Origin of the sequence: Kitasatospora sp. NPDC057512 (assembly GCF_042802135.1) — a bacterium.
Taxonomy (GTDB): domain Bacteria; phylum Actinomycetota; class Actinomycetes; order Streptomycetales; family Streptomycetaceae; genus Kitasatospora.
In genome coordinates this window covers 1-18,050 of the sequence record NZ_JBHVET010000079.1, presented here as the reverse complement: position 1 = coordinate 18,050, position 18,050 = coordinate 1, and the positions used below count along the sequence as shown (strand labels likewise).

Genomic DNA, 18,050 nt, shown 5'->3' with positions numbered 1-18,050 from the left:
TACGTCCAGGGCGCCCCTGTCGACTGGGCGTCGGTGACGGCCGGCGGTACGACCGGGCCGCCCACCGGAGCGGACGGCCCGGGACGACGGGCTCAGCGGCCGCGCAGCGCGCGGTAGCGGGCGACCAGCTCGGCGGTGGAGCTGTCCAACTGCTCGGCGCCCTCGCCGGTGAGCAGCACCGGCTCGATCCGCTTGGCGAGCACCTTGCCCAGCTCGACGCCCCACTGGTCGAAGGAGTCGATGTTCCAGATCGCGCCCTGGACGAACACCTTGTGCTCGTAGAGGGCGACCAGCTGGCCGAGCACCGAGGGGGTGAGCTCGCCGGCCAGGACGGTGGTGGTCGGGTGGTTGCCCTGGAAGGTCTTGTGCGGGACGAGCTCGGCGGGCACGCCCTCGGCCGCGACCTCCTCCGGGGTCTTGCCGAAGGCCAGCGCCTGGGTCTGGGCGAAGAAGTTGGCCAGCAGCAGGTCGTGCTGGGCGACCAGGCCGGCGGGCAGGTCGGCGACCGGCTTGGCGAAGGCGATGAAGTCGGCCGGGATGACCTTGGTGCCCTGGTGCAGCAGCTGGTAGTAGGCGTGCTGGCCGTTGGTGCCGGGGGTGCCCCAGACCACCGGGCCGGTCTGCCAGTCCACCGGGGTGCCGTCGCGGGTCACCGACTTGCCGTTGGACTCCATGTCCAGCTGCTGGAGGTAGGCGGTGAACTTGGACAGGTAGTGCGAGTAGGGCAGCACCGCGTGCGCCTGGGCGTCGAAGAACGCGCCGTACCAGACGCCGAGCAGGCCGAGCAGCAGCGGGACGTTCCGCTCCGGCGGGGCGGTGCGGAAGTGCTCGTCGACCAGGTGGAAGCCGTCCAGCATCTCGCGGAAGGCGTCCGGGCCGATGGCGATCATCAGCGAGAGGCCGATCGCCGAGTCGTAGGAGTAGCGGCCGCCCACCCAGTCCCAGAACTCGAACATGTTGGCGGTGTCGATGCCGAAGTCCTGCACGCCCCGGGCGTTGGTGGACAGCGCGACGAAGTGCTTGGCCACCGCGTCGGTGCCGGCGCCCAGGCCGCCGAGCAGCCAGTCCCGGGCGGAGACCGCGTTGGTGATGGTCTCGATGGTGGTGAAGGTCTTCGAGGCGACGATGAACAGCGTCTCGGCCGGGTCGAGGTCGCGGACCGCCTCGTGCAGGTCGGCGCCGTCCACGTTGGAGACGAAGCGGACGTCGAGGTCGCGCTTGCTGTACGAGCGGAGCACCTCGTAGGCCATCGCCGGGCCGAGGTCGGAGCCGCCGATGCCGATGTTGACGACGGTGCGGATCGGCTTGCCGGTGTGGCCCTTCCACTCGCCGCTGCGGACCCGGTCGGCGAAGGCGGCCATCCTGTCGAGGACGGCGTGCACCGCGGGCACCACGTTCTCGCCGTCGACCTCGACCACGGCGCCGCGCGGGGCGCGCAGCGCCGTGTGCAGCACCGCCCGGTGCTCGGTGTTGTTGATCTTCTCGCCGCGGAACATCGCGTCCCGCAGCTCGGCGACCCCGGTGGCGGCGGCCAGCTCGCGCAGCAGGCCCAGCGTCTCGTCGGTGACCAGGTGCTTGGCGTAGTCCACGTGCAGGTCGCCGACCTGGAGGGTGTAGCGGCGGCCGCGCTCCGGGTCGGCGGCGAACAGCTCGCGCAGGTGGGTGCCGCCCAGTTCGGTCCGGTGCTTGGCCAGGGCGGCCCACTGCGGGGTGCGGTCGAGCGGGGTGCGGGCGTCGGCGCGGGTCTCCGACATCGGTGGGTCCTCGATTCATCTGGGTGCAGAAACCGGCAGGGCCAGGCGTGAGGGTTCGCCGAGGTCGTGCGGGTACTGGTGGTGCGCCGACTCCGTTGACGGCCTGCCCGGGTTCAGCCTATGCAACCCCGGGGCCGGTCGTGCGCATTCCGCCCGGCCCCGGCTGCCGCCCCGTCACTTCCGTTCGGAGCGCAGGTCGAGTCCGCGCAGCACCTCGTCGACCAGCTCCGGATCGGCGCCGGGCTCGCTGCGGGCGGCGAGCATCTCGCGGCGGGAGGCGGCGATCATCTCCTGCTCGACGTCCCGGGCGGCCCGCCACTGGGCCATCCGCAGCTTGGCCTCGGCGGCCTCCTCCTCGGCGTAGTTCTCCGGGCAGAGCCGGGCCAGCCGGTCGTGCTGACGGTCCCGCAGGCGGTCGGCGACCTCGGCGGGCAGCCGGTCCTGCTCCTCCAGTTCGCCGAGCCGGTTGAGCCCGGCCTTGGCGGCCCGCCACCAGAGCCGGCGCACGGCCTGCTCGTGCTTGTCCTGGTCGATGTCCAGCTCGAACCGCTTGGCCAGCCAGGGCAGGGTGAGGCCCTGCACCAACAGGGTGAAGAGCACCACGCTGAACGCGATGAAGACCAGCCGGCCGCGCTCGGGGAAGTCCTCGCCGGAGTGCAGGGTGAGCGGGATGGCGAGCGCCAGGGCGACGGTGGCCACGCCGCGCATGCCGGACCACCAGAGGATCACGCTCTCCTTCCAGCTGAACGGCGTGTCCTCGTCGTCGCCGGAGCGCAGCCGCTTCGACAGCCAGCCGGCCGGCAGCAGCCAGAGCAGCCGGACCAGGACGACCACCGCGATGACCACGGCGGCGTCGCCGATGAAGCCGGTCCAGCCGCGGCCGGCCTCCTTGAGCACGGTGGCCAGCTCCAGGCCGATCAGTCCGAAGGCGACGCCGGTGATCAGGATCTCGACCACCTCCCAGAAGGCGTTGCCGACCAGCCGGTAGGCGACGGCGTCCGCGTCGGAGGCCCGCTCGGCGAGGTAGAGCGCGCAGACCACGACGGCGAGCACGCCGGAGCCGTGGATCTCCTCGGCCAGGGCGTAGGCGGCGAAGGGCACCAGCAGGTTGAGCGCGACCTGCTGGGTCGGGTCGTCCAGGCGTTCGGCGAGCTTGGTGTTGACCCAGCCGAGCGCGACGCCGACCACCACGGCCAGCACCGCGGACAGCACGAAGCGCAGCACCGCGTCGCCGCCCGAGAAGTCGCCGCTGACCATGGCCTCGATGGACAGCGAGTAGATGACGATCGCGGTGACGTCGTTGAACAGCCCCTCGCTCTCCAGGATCGCCACCAGGCGGCGGGGCAGCCCGACGCTGCCGGCCACCGCGACGGCGGCGACCGGGTCGGGCGGGGAGACCAGCGCGCCGACCGCGATGGCGGCGGCCAGCGGCAGGGCGGGCAGCAGCCAGTGCACGGCGCCGGCCACCGCGACCGTGGTGATCACCACCAGGCCGATCGCCAGCAGCAGGATCGAGCGGGCGTTGGCCTTGAAGTAGCGCACCGAGGAGCGCCGGGCCACCGCGAAGATCAGCGGCGGCAGGACCAGCGGGAGGATCAGCTCCGGCTCGATGCTGACGTCCGGGATCTGCGGGACGAGCGCCATGACGATGCCGAGCAGGGTCATCAGCACCGGTTGTGGCACTCCGGTCTTCCGCCCGAGCGGCATGGTCACCACGGAGGCGAGCAGCACCAGGAAGAACAGGGGCAGCTGGCCCACGGGGAGGTTCCTCTCGACGACGGACGGCTGAGCGCCGTCCAGGATAAATCTGACAATGCGCCCATCGGTGTCGACACGCTGAACGAAAGCTTGACCTCAAGCGCACTTCAGGCCCGAGGATCGTCGACAGCGGATGGATCAAGAAGGCTCACGAAGGTTCGAGAAGGGGCGGGAAAAGGCATGAAAGCGGTCACCGTGACGGGGAGCGGCGGTCCTGAGGTCCTGCGGGTCACCGAGGTGCCCGACCCGGAGCCCGGGCCGGGCGAGGTGCGGGTACGGGTGTACACGGCCGGGGTGCAGCCGGTGGACCTCGCGATCCGGGAGGGGTTCCGCCCGCCGGGTCTGGCGGTCGAGCCGCCGTTCGTCCTCGGCAACGAGTTCGCCGGGGTGGTGGACGCCGTCGGTCCGGACGCCGGCGACTGGCGGACCGGGGACGAGGTGCTGGGCTTCCGGGTGCTGGGCTGCCAGGCCGACCGGGTCGTGGTCGACGCCGGCCGGCTGGTGGCCAAGCCCGCCGGGATGCCGTGGGAGCAGGCCGGCTCGCTCTCCGCCTCCGGCCAGACCGCGCACCTGGCGCTCACCGAGCTGGGCGTCGGCCCGGGCGACACCGTGCTGGTGCACGGCGCCGCGGGCGGGGTCGGCACGGTCGCCGTCCAGCTGGCCCGGGCCTGGGGCGCCACCGTGGTCGGCACCGCGAGCGAGCGCAACCACGCGTACCTGCGGGAGCTGGGCGCGGTACCGGTCGCGTACGGCGAGGGGCTGGTGGAGCGGGTCCGGGCGGCGGCGCCGCAGGGGGTGACCGCGGCCTTCGACGCCGCCGGGCGGGGCGCCCTGGAGGCCTCCGTCGACCTGGTCGCCGACCGGAACCGGATCGGCACCGTGGTCGACTACCCGGGCGCCGAGCGGCTGGGCGTCCGGCAGCTGCGGGGCGAGCGGACGGCCGGGCGGCTGGCCGAGCTGGTGAAGCTCTGGGAGGCCGGCGCACTGCGGCTGGAGGTCGAGGAGTCGTTCCCGATCGAGCGGGTCGCCCAGGCCCACCGGCTGGTCGGCGCCGGGCACGTCCGGGGCAAGGTGGTGCTGACCATGTGAGCGCGCCGGGCTCCCCGCCCCGGGCCGATTGTGAGTTTCAGCCGCTGACCAGGTAATGTTCTCCACGTCAGCAGGCGCCGCTAGCTCAGTTGGTTAGAGCAGCTGACTCTTAATCAGCGGGTCCGGGGTTCGAGTCCCTGGCGGCGCACAGACAGCCGGAAGGCCCTTCGCGAGAGCGAGGGGCCTTCCGGCGTTTCGGCGTACGCCCGCGCGGTTCCCGCCGTACGCCCGTACGGTTCCCGCCGTACGCCCGCGCGCCCCTCCGTACGCCCTCCGCCCGCACGCACCGGATGGCAGGAAAGGTGGGAAGCAGGTCATTGCTGCCACCGCTTCCCGTTGGGAGGCTGGCCGCATGAGAGCGCACAGCGTGGTCATCGTCCTCTTCGAGGGCGTGCAGAGCCTCGATGTGACCGGCCCCCTGGAGGTGTTCGCGGGGGCGGGCCGGGCCTCCGGGCAGCCCGCGGCCTACCGGGTGACCACCGCCTCCCCCGGCGGCGGTCCGGTGCGCAGCCACAGCGGACTGCGGATCCTGCCGGACGCGGACCTGGCCGGGGTCGGGGCGGTGGACACCCTGCTGGTTCCCGGCGGGATGGACACCGGGCGCCCCGACCCGGCGCTGGTGGAGCGGATCCGGGAGCTGGCCGGACGGGCCGAGCGGGTGGTGTCGGTGTGCACCGGGGCCTTCCTGCTCGCCGAGGCCGGGCTGCTGGCCGGGCGCCGGGCCACCACCCACTGGGCCTACGGCGAGGAGCTGGCCCGACGGTTCCCGGACGTCGAGGTGGACCCGGACCCGATCCACGTCCGGGACGGGCGGATCGCCACCTCGGCCGGGGTCACCGCCGGGATCGACCTGGCGCTGGCCCTGGTCGAGGAGGACCTCGGGCGCGAGACGGCCCTGCTGGTCGCCCGGCACCTGGTGGTCTTCCTGCGCCGGCCGGGCAACCAGGCCCAGTTCAGCACCCAGCTGGCCGCCCAGGTGGCGGCCCGGCAGCCGCTGCGCGAGGTGCAGCGGTGGATCGCCGAGCACCCGGAGGCCGACCTCTCGGTCGAGGCGCTGGCCGACCGGTCGGCGCTGTCGCCGCGGCACTTCGCCCGGGCCTTCGCCGCCGAGGTGGGGGTGACCCCGGGCCGGTACGTGGACGGGGTCCGGCTGGAGGCCGCCCGGCGGCTGCTGGAGGACACCGACCACGGCATCGAGGAGATCGCGCGCTCCTGCGGCTACGGCACCCCGGAGGCGATGCGGCGCGCCTTCGTCCGGGCCCTGGCCGCCCCGCCCGCCGAGTACCGACGCCGCTTCCGACCCGAACCCACCGGAGGTCACTGATGCGCATCGCCATCCTGCTCTACCCCGAGTTCACCACCCTGGACGCGGTCGGCCCGTACGAGGTGCTGTCCCGGCTCCCCGGCGCCGAGGTGGTGTTCACCGCCGCCGAACGGGGGCCGGTCCGCAACGACGTGCACAGCCTGGCGATCACCGCGGACGCCGCCCTGGACGAGGTCGACTCGGCCGACCTGCTGCTGGTGCCCGGCGGGCCCGGGACGCAGGCCCAGCTGACGGACCGGGCCGTGCTCGACTGGGTGCGCCGGATCGACGCGACCACCACCTGGACCACCTCGGTCTGCTCCGGCTCCCTGATCCTGGGCGCCGCCGGGCTGCTGGAGGGCCGCCGGGCCACCTCCCACTGGGGCGTCCTGGACCGGCTGCCCGGGTACGGGGCGGAGCCGACCGGGACGGAGCGGGTCGTCATCGACGGCAAGTACGCCATCGCCGCCGGGGTCTCGGCCGGGATCGACCTCGCGCTGACGCTGGCCGGCCGGATCGCCGGGGACACCGTCGCGCAGGCGATCCAGCTGCTGATCGAGTACGACCCGCAGCCGCCGTACGACTCCGGCGCGCTCGCGAAGGCCTCCCCCGAGGTGGTCGAGGCGGTGAACCGGCTGATGCGGGGCTAACCGCGCACTGCCGGGAAGGCGTGCCGGCGGGCGGCGGTGGCCACGGCGAGGACGGGGAGCATCAGCGCGAGCACCGTCCAGGGCAGGGCGCCGGTGCCCAGGCCGCTCAGGACCAGGCCGCCGAGCACGCCGCCGCCCGCCATCGCGGCGTTCCACAGGGTCACCAGGACGGCCTGGGCGGCGTCCGCCCGCTCCCCGCCCGCGTCGCCGAGGGCGGTCTGGAGCAGGGTCGGGGCGCCGCCCCAGCCCAGGCCCCAGAACAGCGCCGCGACGTACACCAGCGGCGTGCTGCCGGACGCCACCGCGAGGACGGCCGCGGTCACGGCGACCAGCAGCGCGCCGCCGATCGTCAGCTGCCGCAGCCGGCGGTGGATGTGGGCGCCGATCAGCCAGACGCTCGCCAGCGAGGCCAGCCCGAAGACCAGCAGCACGGTGCCGGTGGCGCCGCCGAGGCCGGCCCGGTCCAGGAAGGGCGCGATGTAGGTGAACAGGATGGTGTGCGCGAGCACCCAGAGCACCGTCACGGTGAGCACCGGCCGCACGCCGGGCACGGTCAGCGCGTGCCGGACCGGGACCCGCTCACCGGCCGGCTGCCCGGGCTGGTCCGGCAGCAGCGCCGCGATCCAGCCGATCACGGCGACCGCCAGTGCCGTCATGGCCAGGAAGGGCACCCACCAGGCGAGCACCTGCCCGAGGAAGGTGCCGACCGGCACTCCCAGCGAGAGCGCCACCGGCACACCCGCCATCGCCACCGCCATGGCCCGGCCCTGCTGTTCGACCGGCACCAGCCGGCGCGCGTACCCCGCCAGCAGGGCCCAGGCGAGGCCGGCCGCGACGCCCGCGAGGAAGCGGGCGGCCAGCGTGAGCGGGTAGTCGGTGGAGACCGCGGTGACGGTGTTGGCCACCGCGAAGCCCGCCATCGCGGTGAGCAGCAGCCGCTTGCGGCCCCAGCCGGCGGTGGCCGCGCTGAGCGGGATCGCGGTGACGGCGGAGCCGATCGCGTAGACGGTGACGGTCTGCCCGGCCGCGGACTCGCTGACCCCGAGCGCCTCGCTCATCCCGGGCAGCACCCCGGCGGGCAGGTTCTCGGTGAGACCGGTGACGAAGACGGCGGTGGCCAGGGCGAGCAGGGCGGGGAGCGGGAAGGGCTTCGGGGGTACCGGGGTGGTGAGCTGTGTGGTCGCCATGGGGACCATGCTTGGACCTCACACCGGTGTCAGGTTCAAGCACGGTCCCGCGGGCGGTCGGGTCAACTGCTCAGCGGATCAACGGCTCAGCGGCCGAAGTAGCCGTTGAAGTTCCTGGAGAACTCCTGGCCGCCGAACCGGTCCCAGTTGATCGACCAGGTCATCAGCCCGCGCAGGTTCGGCTGCGCGCCCGAACGCGGCACGTAGGTCCCGCAGTTGGCCAGCTTGGTGAGGCAGTCGAGCGCCTTGTTCACCTCGGCCGGGGCAACGTAGCCGTTGCCCGCGTTGGTGGTGGCCGGCATGCCGATGGCGACCTTGGAGGCCGGCAGCGCCGGGAACACGTTGTTCGCGTTGCCCGCCACCGGGAAGCCCTTGAGCAGCATGTCGGTCATCGCGACGTGGAAGTCGGCGCCGCCCATCGAGTGGTACTGGTTGTCCAGGCCCATGATGGAGCCGGAGTTGTAGTCCTGGACGTGCAGCAGGGTGAGGTCGTCGCGCAGCGCGTGGATGACCGGCAGGTACGCCCCGGCGCGCGGGTCCTGGCCGCCCCAGGGGCCGGATCCGTAGTACTGGTAGCCGAGTTGGACGAAGAAGGTCTCCGGCGCCATGGTCAGCACGAAGCCCGGGCCGTACTTGGCCTTGAGGGTCTTCACCGCGGAGATCAGGTTGACGATGACCGCGCTCTTCGGGTTCCTGAAGTCGGTGTCGCCGGTGTCGAGGGAGAGCGAGTGGCCCTCGAAGTCGATGTCCAGGCCGTCCAGGCCCCACTTGTCGATGATCGCCGAGACCGAGCTGACGAAGGTGTCCCGGGCGGCGGTGCTGGTCAGCTGGACCTGGCCGTTCTGGCCGCCGATCGAGATCAGCACCTTCTTGCCCTGGGCCCGCTTGGCGGCGATGGCGGCCTTGAACTCGTCGTCCGACTCGACGGTCGGGCACTCGGTGGCCGGGCAGCGGTTGAAGCGGATGTCGCCGGAGGTGACGGAGGTGGGCTCGCCGAAGGACAGGTTGATGAAGTCCCAGGAGTTCGGGACGTCGGCCATCCGGGTGTAGCCGGCGCCGTTGGCGAAGCTCGCGTGCAGGTAGCCGACCAGGGCGTGGCTGCCGGCGGGCGGGCTGGTGGGCGTGCCCGTGGGAGTGCCGGTCGGGGTGCCGGTGGGCGTACCCGTGGGAGTCCCGGTCGGCGTGCCCGTGGGCGTACCGGTCGGGGTCGCGGTCGGCGAGGCCGTCGCAGTCGGCGAGGCCGTCGCGGTCGGCGTGGGCGTCGGGCTGGGCGCGCCCGGCCCGTCCAGCGAGACGTCGTCCGCGTAGTAGGTGCCCTGGCCGTACCAGCCGTGGGTGTAGACGGTGGCGCTGGTCTGGTTGGCGCCGGTGGTGAAGCTGAGGCTGAGCTTCTGGTACGAGCCGCCGGTGCCCGGGGTCCAGGTGCTCGGGCCACCGCCGTCCACGCCCAGGTAGACGTACGAGCCGTTGACGTAGGCGCTGAGCGTGTAGGTGGTGTTCGGGGCGACGGTGACGGTCTGGCCGCACTGGGCGGTGTCGCCGGCCGTGGCGGCCGCGGCGAGCGCGCGGCCGCCGCCGTGCACCGGGCTGGTGACGACGCTGCCGGAGTTGCCGGAGCAGCTCCAGGGGCCGAGCGAGCCGGACTCGAAGCCGCCGTTGACCAGGAACTCGCCGGCCGAGGCGGTGGGCGCCAGGCCGAGTGTGACGCCGACCAGGGTGGCCGCGGCGACGGCGGAGGCGGTGCCGGCCGCGATGGTGGCCCGGCGTTGTCCGGGAAGGGTTCTGCGCATGCGGGTGCTCCTGCGATGGCGCGGTCGTGGGGGACGTCCGAGGGCACGCCGGAGCACGGGCCAGTGGGGGGAACGGCCCGGCCTGGCACCCAAGTTGGACTAGACCACTGAAGTGGATCCGGCCGGGCGGTGTCAATGGTCCAGACCGGTCCGGAGGGCCCCCGCCCCCCGGGCGCCCGGCCGCCTCCGGTTGCCGGAGGTGACACCCCGTCGAAGGATGGACGCGTGACCCCGCCCGGCTACCTCCGCCACCCCCACCTGCACGGCGGCCTGCTCACCTTCACCGCCGAGGACGACGTCTGGATCGCCCCGCTGGACGCCGACGGCGGCGGCACCGGCCGGGCCTGGCGGGTCGGCTGCGACCGCACCCGGGTCAGCCACCCCCGCTTCTCCCCCGACGGCACCACCCTCGCCTGGACCAGCTGGCTCGCCCTGACCCCCGAGGTGTGGACCGCCCCGGTCGAGGGCGGCCCGGCGGACCGGCTCAGCTTCTGGGGCAGCCAGGACACCCGGGTGCGCGGCTGGCTGCCGGACGGCGAGGTGCTGGCCGTCACCTCCTACCACGAGCCCTTCGGCCACTACACCTGGGCGCACGCCCTGCCGCCGGACGGCTCCCCCGGCCGCCGGATGCCCTGGGGACCGGTCGGCGACGCCCAGATGAGCCGCGAACGGACCGTGCTCCTCACCGGCGCCGCCCCGCACGGGCCGGCCGCCTGGAAGCGCTACCGGGGCGGCGCCACCGGCCGGCTCTGGGTGGACGGCGACCGGATCCTGCCCGGGCACACCGGGCACCTCGCCGCACCGATGCCGGTCGGCGGCCCCCTCGGCGACCGGATCGCCTTCCTCTCCGACCACGAGGGCATCGGCAACGTCTACTCCTGCCGCCCGGACGGCACCGACCTGCGCCGGCACACCGACCACGCCTCCTACTACGCCCGCGAGGCCGCCACCGACGGCACCCGGATCGTCTACCAGCACGCCGGCGACCTCTGGCTGCTGGACGACCTGGCCGCACCCGCCCCGCGCCGGCTGCACGTCCCGCTCGGCGGCGCCCGGGCCGGCCGCCGCCCGTACCAGGTCAACGCCGCCGGCCAGGTCAAGGACCTCGCCTGCGACCAGACCGGCCGGGCCGGGGTGGTCACCGTGCGCGGCAGCCAGTACTGGCTCACCCACAAGGACGGCCCGGCCCGGGCGCTGGCCGACACCCCCGGGGTGCGCACCCGGCTGCCGGTGGTGCTCGGGCACACCGGCGAGGCGGCCTGGATCACCGACGCCGAGGGCGCCGACGCGGTCGAGGTGGTGCCGCTGCCGGGGCACCCCAGGTCGGAGCAGCACCGCCACCGGGTGCTCGCCGCCGGGCGGATCGGCCGCGTCCTGGAGCTCACCGCCTCCCCCGACGGCAGCCGGCTCGCCGCCACCACCTCGGACGGGCGGCTGCTGCTGGTCTCCGCCGCCGACGGCGGGGTGCGCGAACTGGCCGCCTCCGGCTACGGGCCGGTCGCCGGCGCCCGCTTCTCCCCCGACTCGCACTGGATCGCCTGGTCCGAGCCGGTCGCCGGGCGCTCGCTGCGCCGCATCCGGCTCACCCGCGCCGACGCGTCCGCGGCGACCACCGACGTCACCGACGGCCGGTTCGAGGACGAGCAACCGGTGTTCACCCGGGACGGCCGCTACCTGGCCTTCCTGTCCTGGCGCGGCTTCGACCCGGTCCACGACGTGCACACCGGCGACCTCTCCTTCCCGGTCGGCTGCCGCCCGTACCTCGTCCCGCTCGCCGCCGACACCCCCTCACCGTTCACCGCCCCGCCCGAGGACGGCGCCGCGCACGGCGACGGCGGCGGCGACGGCACCGTCCGGGTCGACCCGGAGGGCATCGGCGAGCGGCTGCTCCAGTTCCCGGTGATCGCCTCCAAGTACTCGGCCACCGACGCGGTGCGCGGCGGCCTGGTCTGGCTGCGCTGGCCGATCTCCGGCACCCTCGGGCAGACCTTCGCCAGCCCGGAGGACACCTCGGGGCGCCCCTCGCTGGAGCACTTCGACCTGGCCCGGGGCACCCGCAGCACGCTGGTCGACAAGCTGGACGGCTACGCGGTGTCCGGGGACGGCGGCTCGATCGCGGTCTACTCGGCCGGGACGCTGCGGGTGGTCCCGGTCGCCGCCCCCGCCGCCGGCACCAACGTCGACCTGCGCCGGATCACCCACACCGTGCACCCGGCCGCCGAATGGCGCCAGGCCTACCACGAGGCGGCCCGGATCGTCCGGGACCAGTTCTGGGACGAGCGGATGTCCGGCCTGGACTGGCCCGCGCTGGTCGCCCAGTACGAGCCGCTGCTGGACCGGGTCTGCTCCCCCGACGACTTCGCCGACCTGCTGCGCGAACTCCTCGGCGAACTCGGCACCTCGCACGCCTACGTCACCCCCTCCCGGCGCGCCGAGGGCCCCGTGCTCGCCCAGCAGCCGCTCGGCCTGCTCGGCGCCAACGCCCACCGCTCCCCCGACGGCCGCTGGCTGGTCGACCGGGTGCTGCCCGGCGAGACCTCCGACCCCCGCGCCCGCGCCCCGCTCGCCGCCCAGGGCGTGCGGGACGGCGACGAGCTCCTGGAGGTCGGCGGCCGCCCGGTGGACCCGCTGCGCGGACCGCTGCCGCTGCTGGCCGGCACCGGCGGCACGACGCTCGAACTCGCCCTGCGCGGCGCCCCGGACGGCCCGGTGCGGCGGATCGTGATCACCCCGCTGACCGACGAGCGGCCCATCCGCTACCAGGACTGGGTGGCCAAACGGCGTTCCCTGGTCCGCGAGTTCAGCGACGGGCGGTGCGGCTACCTGCACATCCCGGACCTCGGCGGCTCCGGCTGGGCGCAGTTCAACCGGGACCTGCGGCGCGAACTGGACAAGCCCGCGCTGGTCCTGGACGTCCGCGGCAACGCCGGCGGCAACGTCTCCGAACTCGTCCTGGAGAAACTCTCCCGGCACGTCCTGGCCTGGGACTTCACCCGGGACCGCCGCCCGGTCCGCTGGCCCCGGCACGCACCGCGCGGACCACTGGTGGCGCTGGCCGACGAGGCCACCAGCTCCGACGGCGACGTGATCATCGCGGCGATCAGGCTGCTCGGACTCGGCCCGGTGGTCGGCGCCCGCACCTGGGGCGGGGTGGTCGGGATGAGCGGGCGGCACACCCTCGGCGACGGCACCCAGATCTCGGTGCCGAAGAACGCCTCCTGGTTCGACGGCGGGCTCGGCTGGACGGTGGAGAACCGGGGCGTCGAACCGGACGTGCACGTGCTGCGCACCCCCCGCGACTGGGCCCGGGGGCGCCACCCGGAGCTGGTCGCCGCCGTCCAGCTGGCCCTGGAGCTTCTGGAGGACGCCCCCGCCGCCGAGCCGCCGCCCGCCGACACCCCCCGGCCGGACCTGCGCCGCCCGCCGCTGCCGCCGCGTTCGGCCTGAACTCCGGGCTCAGCCCCAGGGGTCGCCCTCGGCGGTCATGTTCTCGGCGGCCCGCCGGTCGGCCTCCTCCTGGGCGAGCCGTTCCTGCTGCTCCCGGGTGCGCTCGATGTCGTCGCCGTACGCGTCGGCGGCCTCGTCGTGGGCGAGGGCGGCCCGCTGGGCGGCCTCCTGCCCGACGGACTCGTGCTGCGGCCGGTGGAACAACCTGTCGAAGATGCCCATGGCTCCTCCTCCGGGGGGAACGACGGAATGCCGGGCTGCCCCCACTCTCACACCGGGTACGGACGGGCGCACCTTGAGCCTTTGGTCCCTGGTGAACGCGCCCAAGGGCCGTAGCCGGGAGCCGCCGGACGGACGGAGGGTGGTGACCGTCGGCGACATCCACGCCACCCCTGGAGCCCGCAGTGACCGTCGTACACCCCGGAAGCCCCGCCCGGCGCACCGCCGAGGACCAGCACGACGGACCGCGCCGGCGGGTCGGCCCGCTGGCCGCCCTGGACGGCCGGCTGCCCGGCGCCCACGACCTGCTGCTGATGCAGTGCCCCAGCTCGCTGCGGCCCCTCACGGGCGGCGAACTGCCGGACTGGGCACGGGCCGTGCTGCGGGCGCACCCCTGGGTGACGGTCGGCCGGGCGCCCGCCGTGGTCGGCAACCCGGTGGACCTGCCGCACCCCCAGCGCTGCACCCGGGACCCGGAGGCCGCGCCCGAGCTGTGGTTCCCGGTGACCGTGCGCGGCCCGCGCCCCGGCCAGCGGCTGGATGCCCTGGCCCCCTGGGCCGCGGTGGCCCGGACCCTGCGGCCCGAACAGCTCCCCGACCGGCGCGGGCACCTGGCCCCCGAACGGCTCGCCGGCATCCCGGCCCTGGCCCTGCTGCCCGAGGTCGGCCGCCTGGTCGCCGACCACCGGCTGCCCTGGGGCCCGATCGGCGCGGTCGGCTACGAGCTGGGCAGCGGCGTGCCGGTGGCCGGACCGCTCAGCCCGCTGCGGCTGGTGCTGCGCGCGCCGCAGCCGATCAGCCGACGGGACGCCCTGCAACTGCGGCGGGCCCTGACCAAGCTGCCGGTGCCCGTGCAGGCCGAACTGGAGACCCGGCACGGCTCGGTGCAGCTCGCCGAGTACGCCTCCGGCGCGCTCGGCCTCACCCTGCTGACGCCGGACGGGCCCCGCGAGGTCCGCGACCCGTGGTTCCCCCGGGGCCCGTTCGCCTGACGGGCCCGGACCGCCCCCGGAAGAACTCTCGGAAAAAAGTCCCGGGCCCGATGTCAAGACCGCCGGGTCCGCTCCGACGTCAGGGTGTGCGGCACCCCGCCGCACCCACCGACGCGACAGGAGCCCCCGCCATGGACCAACTGCTCAGAGTCATGAACTTCAATGTCTCCAGCGACGGCGTCGCCGCCGGTGAGCACCAGAGTTTCGAGCTGCCGTTCGGCCTCGACCGCCCCGAGCGGCTCTTCTCCTGGGCCGGGGCCACCGCGAGCTGGCCGATGCGCACCGACTCCGGCGGCAGCCGGGGGCTGGACGACTACTTCACCCGGGACTTCGCCCGGAACATCGGTGCCGAGATCATGGGGCGCAACAAGTTCGGCCCCCAGCGCGGGCCGTGGCAGGACCACGAGTGGCTCGGCTGGTGGGGCGACGAGCCGCCGTTCCGCACTCCGGTGTTCGTCATGACCCACCACACGCGCCCCTCGTTCACGCTCTCCGACACCACCTTCCACTTCGTCGACGGCGACCCGGCCACCGTCCTCAAGCAGGCCCGGGAGGCCGCCGACGGCAAGGACGTCCGCCTCGGCGGCGGGGTCACCACCATCCGCCAGTTCCTCGACGCCGACCTCGTGGACACCCTGCACATCGCGGTCTCCCCACTGAAACTCGGCTCCGGGCTGAAGCTCTGGGAGTCCCCCGACGAGCTGCTCGACCGGTTCCACCTGGAGGTCGTGCCCAGCCCGAGCGGCGTGGCGCACCACCTGTTCTGGCGGCGGTGACGCGGGGGCCCCACTTCTCGGCGGAGGAGTGGGGCCCGTTCGGCGCGGTGGGGACGACGGTCAGCCGGTGATGCTCGCCGCACCCGTCTCCAGGTGGCCGGTGAAGCGCTGGGACCAGGTGCTGTCCGCATCCACCGTCACCGTGAAGTCGTACCAGCCGTTGCTGTACGCCACCACGTTGAAGAAGTCGCTGACGCTGCCGCCGGCCGGGACCTGGTACGTCCAGGGGCCGTCCGTGCGGTAGTTGTTGGACGCGATCGTGAACGTGATCGGGGTGCTGCCGGAGTTGGCGAGCCGGAAGTAGAGCGCGAGCTTGCCGGTGCCCGGCTCGACCGCGTAGGAGGCGGTGACGGCCGCGTTCTTGCCCGCCTTCGTCGCGTCGCCCTTGAAGCGGCGCAGGAAGCGGTTGGGGCCGACCACCGTGAGGTCGTACGGGCCGCCGCCGAAGTTGGTGCCGCAGTTGAAGAAGTCGCTGGTGCTGCCGCCCGGGTCGACCGTGTACTGCCAGGGGCCACCGCTGCGGTAGGCGTTGGCGTAGGCCGCGAAGTGCGCGGACTTGGTGGCGGCGGCACCCCCGTTGTCCATCGCGATCCAGACCTTCATCACCCCGCCCGAGCCGAACTCCAGGTGGTCCAGGTTCGCGTTCGGCTGGTACGGCAGGGCGCGCGCCGGGCGGGTGCCGGACTCCTGCACCGGGAGCTGGTTGTTCACCGGGGCCGGGTTGGGCAGCGGGCCGCAGGCGGACAGGCCGATGGTCTGCGAGGTGTCGGGCAGCGCCGGCAGGCCGTAGACCGGGTTGGCGAAGTCGAACACGCTGGTCAGGTCCCCGCAGACCCTGCGGCGCCAGTCGCTGATGTTCGGGCAGGTGGCGGGCTTGCCGAGGGCGGCGGTCCAGGTCTCCAGGAAGCGCAGCACCGAGGTGTGGTCGAAGGTCTCGGAGTTGACCCAGCCGCCACGGGTCCACGGCGAGACGGCGATGAGCGGGACGCGGAAGCCGAGGCCGATGTTGGTGCCGTTGTAGAACTCGCCCGGGGTGCCGGCCGGGGCGACGGGCGGCGGGACGTGGTCGAAGAAGCCGTCGTTCTCGTCGTAGTTGATGAACAGGACGGACGAGTCGAAGACGTTCGGGTCCGCGTTGAGCGCGTCGATCACCATGTGGACGAAGTGCGCGCCGTCCACCGGGGTGGCGTACGGGTGCTCGGAGGAGGCCTGGTCGGGGACGATCCAGCTCACCTGCGGCAGCGTCCCGGCCAGCACGTCGGCCTTGATGGCGGCGGCGATGTCGTCCGGGGTCCGCCCGGTGACCTTGGGCACCGAGCCCATGCCCTTGACGGCCAGCGGGCTGCCGGCCTGGGCGCCCGTGAAGTTCGTGAAGTACGCCAGGGCGTTGTCGCCGTAGTTGTCGGCGGCGTTCTGGTAGACCTTCCAGCTGACGCCGGCGCTCTCCAGCGCCTCGGCGTAGGTCTGCCAGCGCAGGCCCTTCTCGTCGCCGCCGTCGTAGGCCGGGCCGCCCGCGGTGCCGGCCGGGTCGATCTGGCCGGACCAGTGGTAGGTGCGGTTGGGGCCGGTCGCGCTCAGCACCGAGCAGTGGTACGCGTCGCAGATCGTCCAGTTCTCGGCCAGGGCGTAGTGGAACGGGATGTCCTGGCGGGTGAGGAAGCCGAGCGTGCGGACGTTGCCCTTGGCGGCGACCCAGGAGTCCATCTTCCCGCCGTTCCAGGCCTTGTGCTGATCACCCCATCCGTGGCTGAGGTCCCCGTTGCACTGGGCGAGGCGCTCCGGGTCGGCTCCCCCGGCCGGCTTGGTCTGGCTGAACTGCCACGGGTACTGGCGGGCGAGCAGGCCGTTCGGTTGGTTGAAGACGCTGTAGCCGCCGGAGATCTGGATGGCGCTGCGGTCGGCGAAGCCGCGCACGCCGCGCAGCGTGCCGAAGTAGTGGTCGAAGCTGCGGTTCTCCTGCATCAGGATCACCACGTGCCGGGCGTCGGTGATGGTGCCGGTCGCGCTGAGCGCGGCGGTGGAAGCGGGAGCGGCGGCACTTCCCCGGGCGGCCCCCGCGGCCCCTGCGGCCCCCGCCGCTCCGGTGCCGGCCACGGCGAGGCCTGCCGCGGCGGCGCCGGACAGCGTGACGAACTTCCTACGACTCAACTCGGCCATCAGACCGGTCCGTCCCTTCGCTGGCGATGTTGTGTGCACAAGTCGGGGCCATCGATCGCGGAGAAGTCTCCACCTCGGCCCGACCGGCCCACCAGGTGCCCGCGGCAGGTTTGGCGGACTGTTCGCCCGGGTGTCACCGAGCGACGCCCGGCTGAACGGGCGGAGCGGCTCAGGTGCTCAGCGGTCCTTGACCTCGATCCCCAGCGCGTGGGCGAACTGGGGTGCCAGCTCCATCAGTTGGAGGGAGCTGATGACCGCCCCGCGCAGCCCCTGGTGGCCGTCGGCCAGACCGAGCCGGACGGCGCCGCGCAGGTCCGTCCGGCTCAGCGTCGCACCGCGCAGCCGGACCTCCTCCAGCGTGGAGCCGGGGAAGGACACCCCGGTCAGCTTCGCCTCGCCGAAGTCCACGTCGCGCAGCAGGCAGTCCTCGAAGACGACGTCCCGCAGGACGGCCGAGCGCAGGTTGACCGCCTCCAGCTTGCAGCCCCGGAACACCACCCGGCGCAGCGCCGAGCCGTACCCGGCGATCCCGGCGAGCACGCCGCCGACGAAGGAGCTGTCCTGCCACTCGGAGTCGCTCAGGTCGCAGGCGACCCAGCGACCGGCCTGCACCCACACCTCGTTGAACCGGGCCTGGCGCAGCTTGACCCCGCTGAGCGCGACGCCGGTGAAGGCGCACTCCAGGAAGGCCGCCCCGGCGCCCGACTCGTCGGTGTGCTCGCCGCCGTCGAAGTGCGCGGTGTCGTACCGCTCGTCGGCCCGCAGCGGCCCGGTGTGCGGGCGCAGCAGCTCGGCGTACGGGAGGTCGGCGAGCCGGTCGGGGGCGGAACGGGACATGGCGGTGGCTCCTGGCGGTCGGGGCGTACGGGTCTCGGCCGCATGCTCGCACGCGGCACCGACAACGCCGGGGAGCGACGGCACCCCGGAC

13 protein-coding genes and 1 tRNA gene are annotated in these 18,050 nt (G+C 73.9%); 7 read left to right on the top strand and 7 right to left on the bottom strand.

Features of this window, described 5'->3' with window-relative positions; translation table 11 throughout:
• Window positions 1-92 precede the first annotated feature (92 nt).
• Window positions 93-1,754, bottom strand: coding sequence for a glucose-6-phosphate isomerase (gene pgi, locus ACFU6K_RS08410; RefSeq protein WP_380661688.1), 1,662 nt, complete (start codon window positions 1,752-1,754; stop codon window positions 93-95).
• A gap of 174 nt (window positions 1,755-1,928) precedes the next feature.
• Window positions 1,929-3,512, bottom strand: a complete 1,584-nt coding sequence (locus ACFU6K_RS08405; RefSeq protein WP_380661687.1) for a Na+/H+ antiporter — start codon at window positions 3,510-3,512, stop codon at window positions 1,929-1,931.
• 180 nt (window positions 3,513-3,692) lie between these two features.
• On the opposite strand from ACFU6K_RS08405, the gene ACFU6K_RS08400 reads away from it, so the two are divergent.
• The 4 genes from ACFU6K_RS08400 to ACFU6K_RS08385 all read left to right on the top strand — a co-directional run bounded on the left by ACFU6K_RS08400 (window position 3,693) and on the right by ACFU6K_RS08385 (window position 6,554).
• A complete protein-coding gene (locus ACFU6K_RS08400) occupies window positions 3,693-4,601 on the top strand; it encodes an NADP-dependent oxidoreductase (protein WP_380661686.1) in 909 nt (302 codons plus the stop codon).
• Between the two features lie 74 nt (window positions 4,602-4,675).
• A tRNA-Lys gene (locus ACFU6K_RS08395) sits at window positions 4,676-4,749 on the top strand.
• A 204-nt stretch (window positions 4,750-4,953) separates the two neighbouring features.
• Window positions 4,954-5,925, top strand: a complete 972-nt coding sequence (locus ACFU6K_RS08390; protein WP_380661685.1) for a GlxA family transcriptional regulator — start codon at window positions 4,954-4,956, stop codon at window positions 5,923-5,925.
• The gene (locus ACFU6K_RS08385) at window positions 5,925-6,554 is read left to right on the top strand and encodes a DJ-1/PfpI family protein (protein ID WP_380661684.1); all 630 of its coding nucleotides are present in this window, start codon (window positions 5,925-5,927) and stop codon (window positions 6,552-6,554) included. The genes ACFU6K_RS08390 and ACFU6K_RS08385 overlap by 1 nt, the downstream gene beginning before the upstream one ends.
• Here ACFU6K_RS08385 and ACFU6K_RS08380 read toward each other — a convergent pair.
• Both ACFU6K_RS08380 and ACFU6K_RS08375 read right to left on the bottom strand, forming a co-directional pair.
• Window positions 6,551-7,741, bottom strand: a complete 1,191-nt coding sequence (locus ACFU6K_RS08380) for an MFS transporter (RefSeq protein ID WP_380661683.1) — start codon at window positions 7,739-7,741, stop codon at window positions 6,551-6,553. The two genes, ACFU6K_RS08385 and ACFU6K_RS08380, sit on opposite strands and share 4 nt — an antisense overlap.
• Before the next feature lie 86 nt (window positions 7,742-7,827).
• Entirely contained in the window at window positions 7,828-9,531 is a 1,704-nt protein-coding gene (locus ACFU6K_RS08375) for a chitinase (protein WP_380661681.1), read from the bottom strand.
• A gap of 225 nt (window positions 9,532-9,756) precedes the next feature.
• Here ACFU6K_RS08375 and ACFU6K_RS08370 point away from each other — a divergent pair, with 225 nt between their 5' ends.
• Window positions 9,757-12,978, top strand: a complete 3,222-nt coding sequence (locus ACFU6K_RS08370) for a S41 family peptidase (protein ID WP_380661680.1) — start codon at window positions 9,757-9,759, stop codon at window positions 12,976-12,978.
• A gap of 9 nt (window positions 12,979-12,987) precedes the next feature.
• Here ACFU6K_RS08370 and ACFU6K_RS08365 read toward each other — a convergent pair whose 3' ends face one another.
• Entirely contained in the window at window positions 12,988-13,200 is a 213-nt protein-coding gene (locus ACFU6K_RS08365) for a hypothetical protein (protein WP_380661679.1), read from the bottom strand.
• Between the two features lie 182 nt (window positions 13,201-13,382).
• On the opposite strand from ACFU6K_RS08365, the gene ACFU6K_RS08360 reads away from it, so the two are divergent.
• Window positions 13,383-14,189 (top strand): phosphoribosyl-dephospho-CoA transferase MdcG domain-containing protein, encoded by an 807-nt coding sequence (locus tag ACFU6K_RS08360; protein WP_380661677.1) that lies wholly within the window; start codon window positions 13,383-13,385, stop codon window positions 14,187-14,189.
• 131 nt (window positions 14,190-14,320) lie between these two features.
• Window positions 14,321-14,965, top strand: a complete 645-nt coding sequence (locus tag ACFU6K_RS08355) for a dihydrofolate reductase family protein (RefSeq protein WP_380661676.1) — start codon at window positions 14,321-14,323, stop codon at window positions 14,963-14,965.
• 60 nt (window positions 14,966-15,025) lie between these two features.
• On the opposite strand, the gene ACFU6K_RS08350 is transcribed toward ACFU6K_RS08355, so the two are convergent.
• A complete protein-coding gene (locus tag ACFU6K_RS08350; RefSeq protein WP_380661674.1) occupies window positions 15,026-17,122 on the bottom strand; it encodes a phosphocholine-specific phospholipase C in 2,097 nt (698 codons plus the stop codon).
• A 177-nt stretch (window positions 17,123-17,299) separates the two neighbouring features.
• Entirely contained in the window at window positions 17,300-17,959 is a 660-nt protein-coding gene (locus ACFU6K_RS08345; RefSeq protein WP_380661672.1) for a pentapeptide repeat-containing protein, read from the bottom strand.
• Between the last annotated feature and the right edge of the window lie 91 nt (window positions 17,960-18,050).

What these genes read in the sequence shown, in the direction of transcription:
- pgi (WP_380661688.1), bottom strand. Translation starts at nt 1,754, where the DNA reads ATGTCGGAGACCCGCGCCGACGCCCGCACCCCGCTCGACCGCACCCCG.
- ACFU6K_RS08400 (WP_380661686.1), top strand. Translation starts at nt 3,693, where the DNA reads ATGAAAGCGGTCACCGTGACGGGGAGCGGCGGTCCTGAGGTCCTGCGG.
- ACFU6K_RS08390 (WP_380661685.1), top strand. Translation starts at nt 4,954, where the DNA reads ATGAGAGCGCACAGCGTGGTCATCGTCCTCTTCGAGGGCGTGCAGAGC.
- ACFU6K_RS08385 (WP_380661684.1), top strand. Translation starts at nt 5,925, where the DNA reads ATGCGCATCGCCATCCTGCTCTACCCCGAGTTCACCACCCTGGACGCG.
- ACFU6K_RS08380 (WP_380661683.1), bottom strand. Translation starts at nt 7,741, where the DNA reads ATGGCGACCACACAGCTCACCACCCCGGTACCCCCGAAGCCCTTCCCG.
- ACFU6K_RS08375 (WP_380661681.1), bottom strand. Translation starts at nt 9,531, where the DNA reads ATGCGCAGAACCCTTCCCGGACAACGCCGGGCCACCATCGCGGCCGGC.
- ACFU6K_RS08365 (WP_380661679.1), bottom strand. Translation starts at nt 13,200, where the DNA reads ATGGGCATCTTCGACAGGTTGTTCCACCGGCCGCAGCACGAGTCCGTC.
- ACFU6K_RS08355 (WP_380661676.1), top strand. Translation starts at nt 14,321, where the DNA reads ATGGACCAACTGCTCAGAGTCATGAACTTCAATGTCTCCAGCGACGGC.
- ACFU6K_RS08350 (WP_380661674.1), bottom strand. Translation starts at nt 17,122, where the DNA reads ATGGCCGAGTTGAGTCGTAGGAAGTTCGTCACGCTGTCCGGCGCCGCC.
- ACFU6K_RS08345 (WP_380661672.1), bottom strand. Translation starts at nt 17,959, where the DNA reads ATGTCCCGTTCCGCCCCCGACCGGCTCGCCGACCTCCCGTACGCCGAG.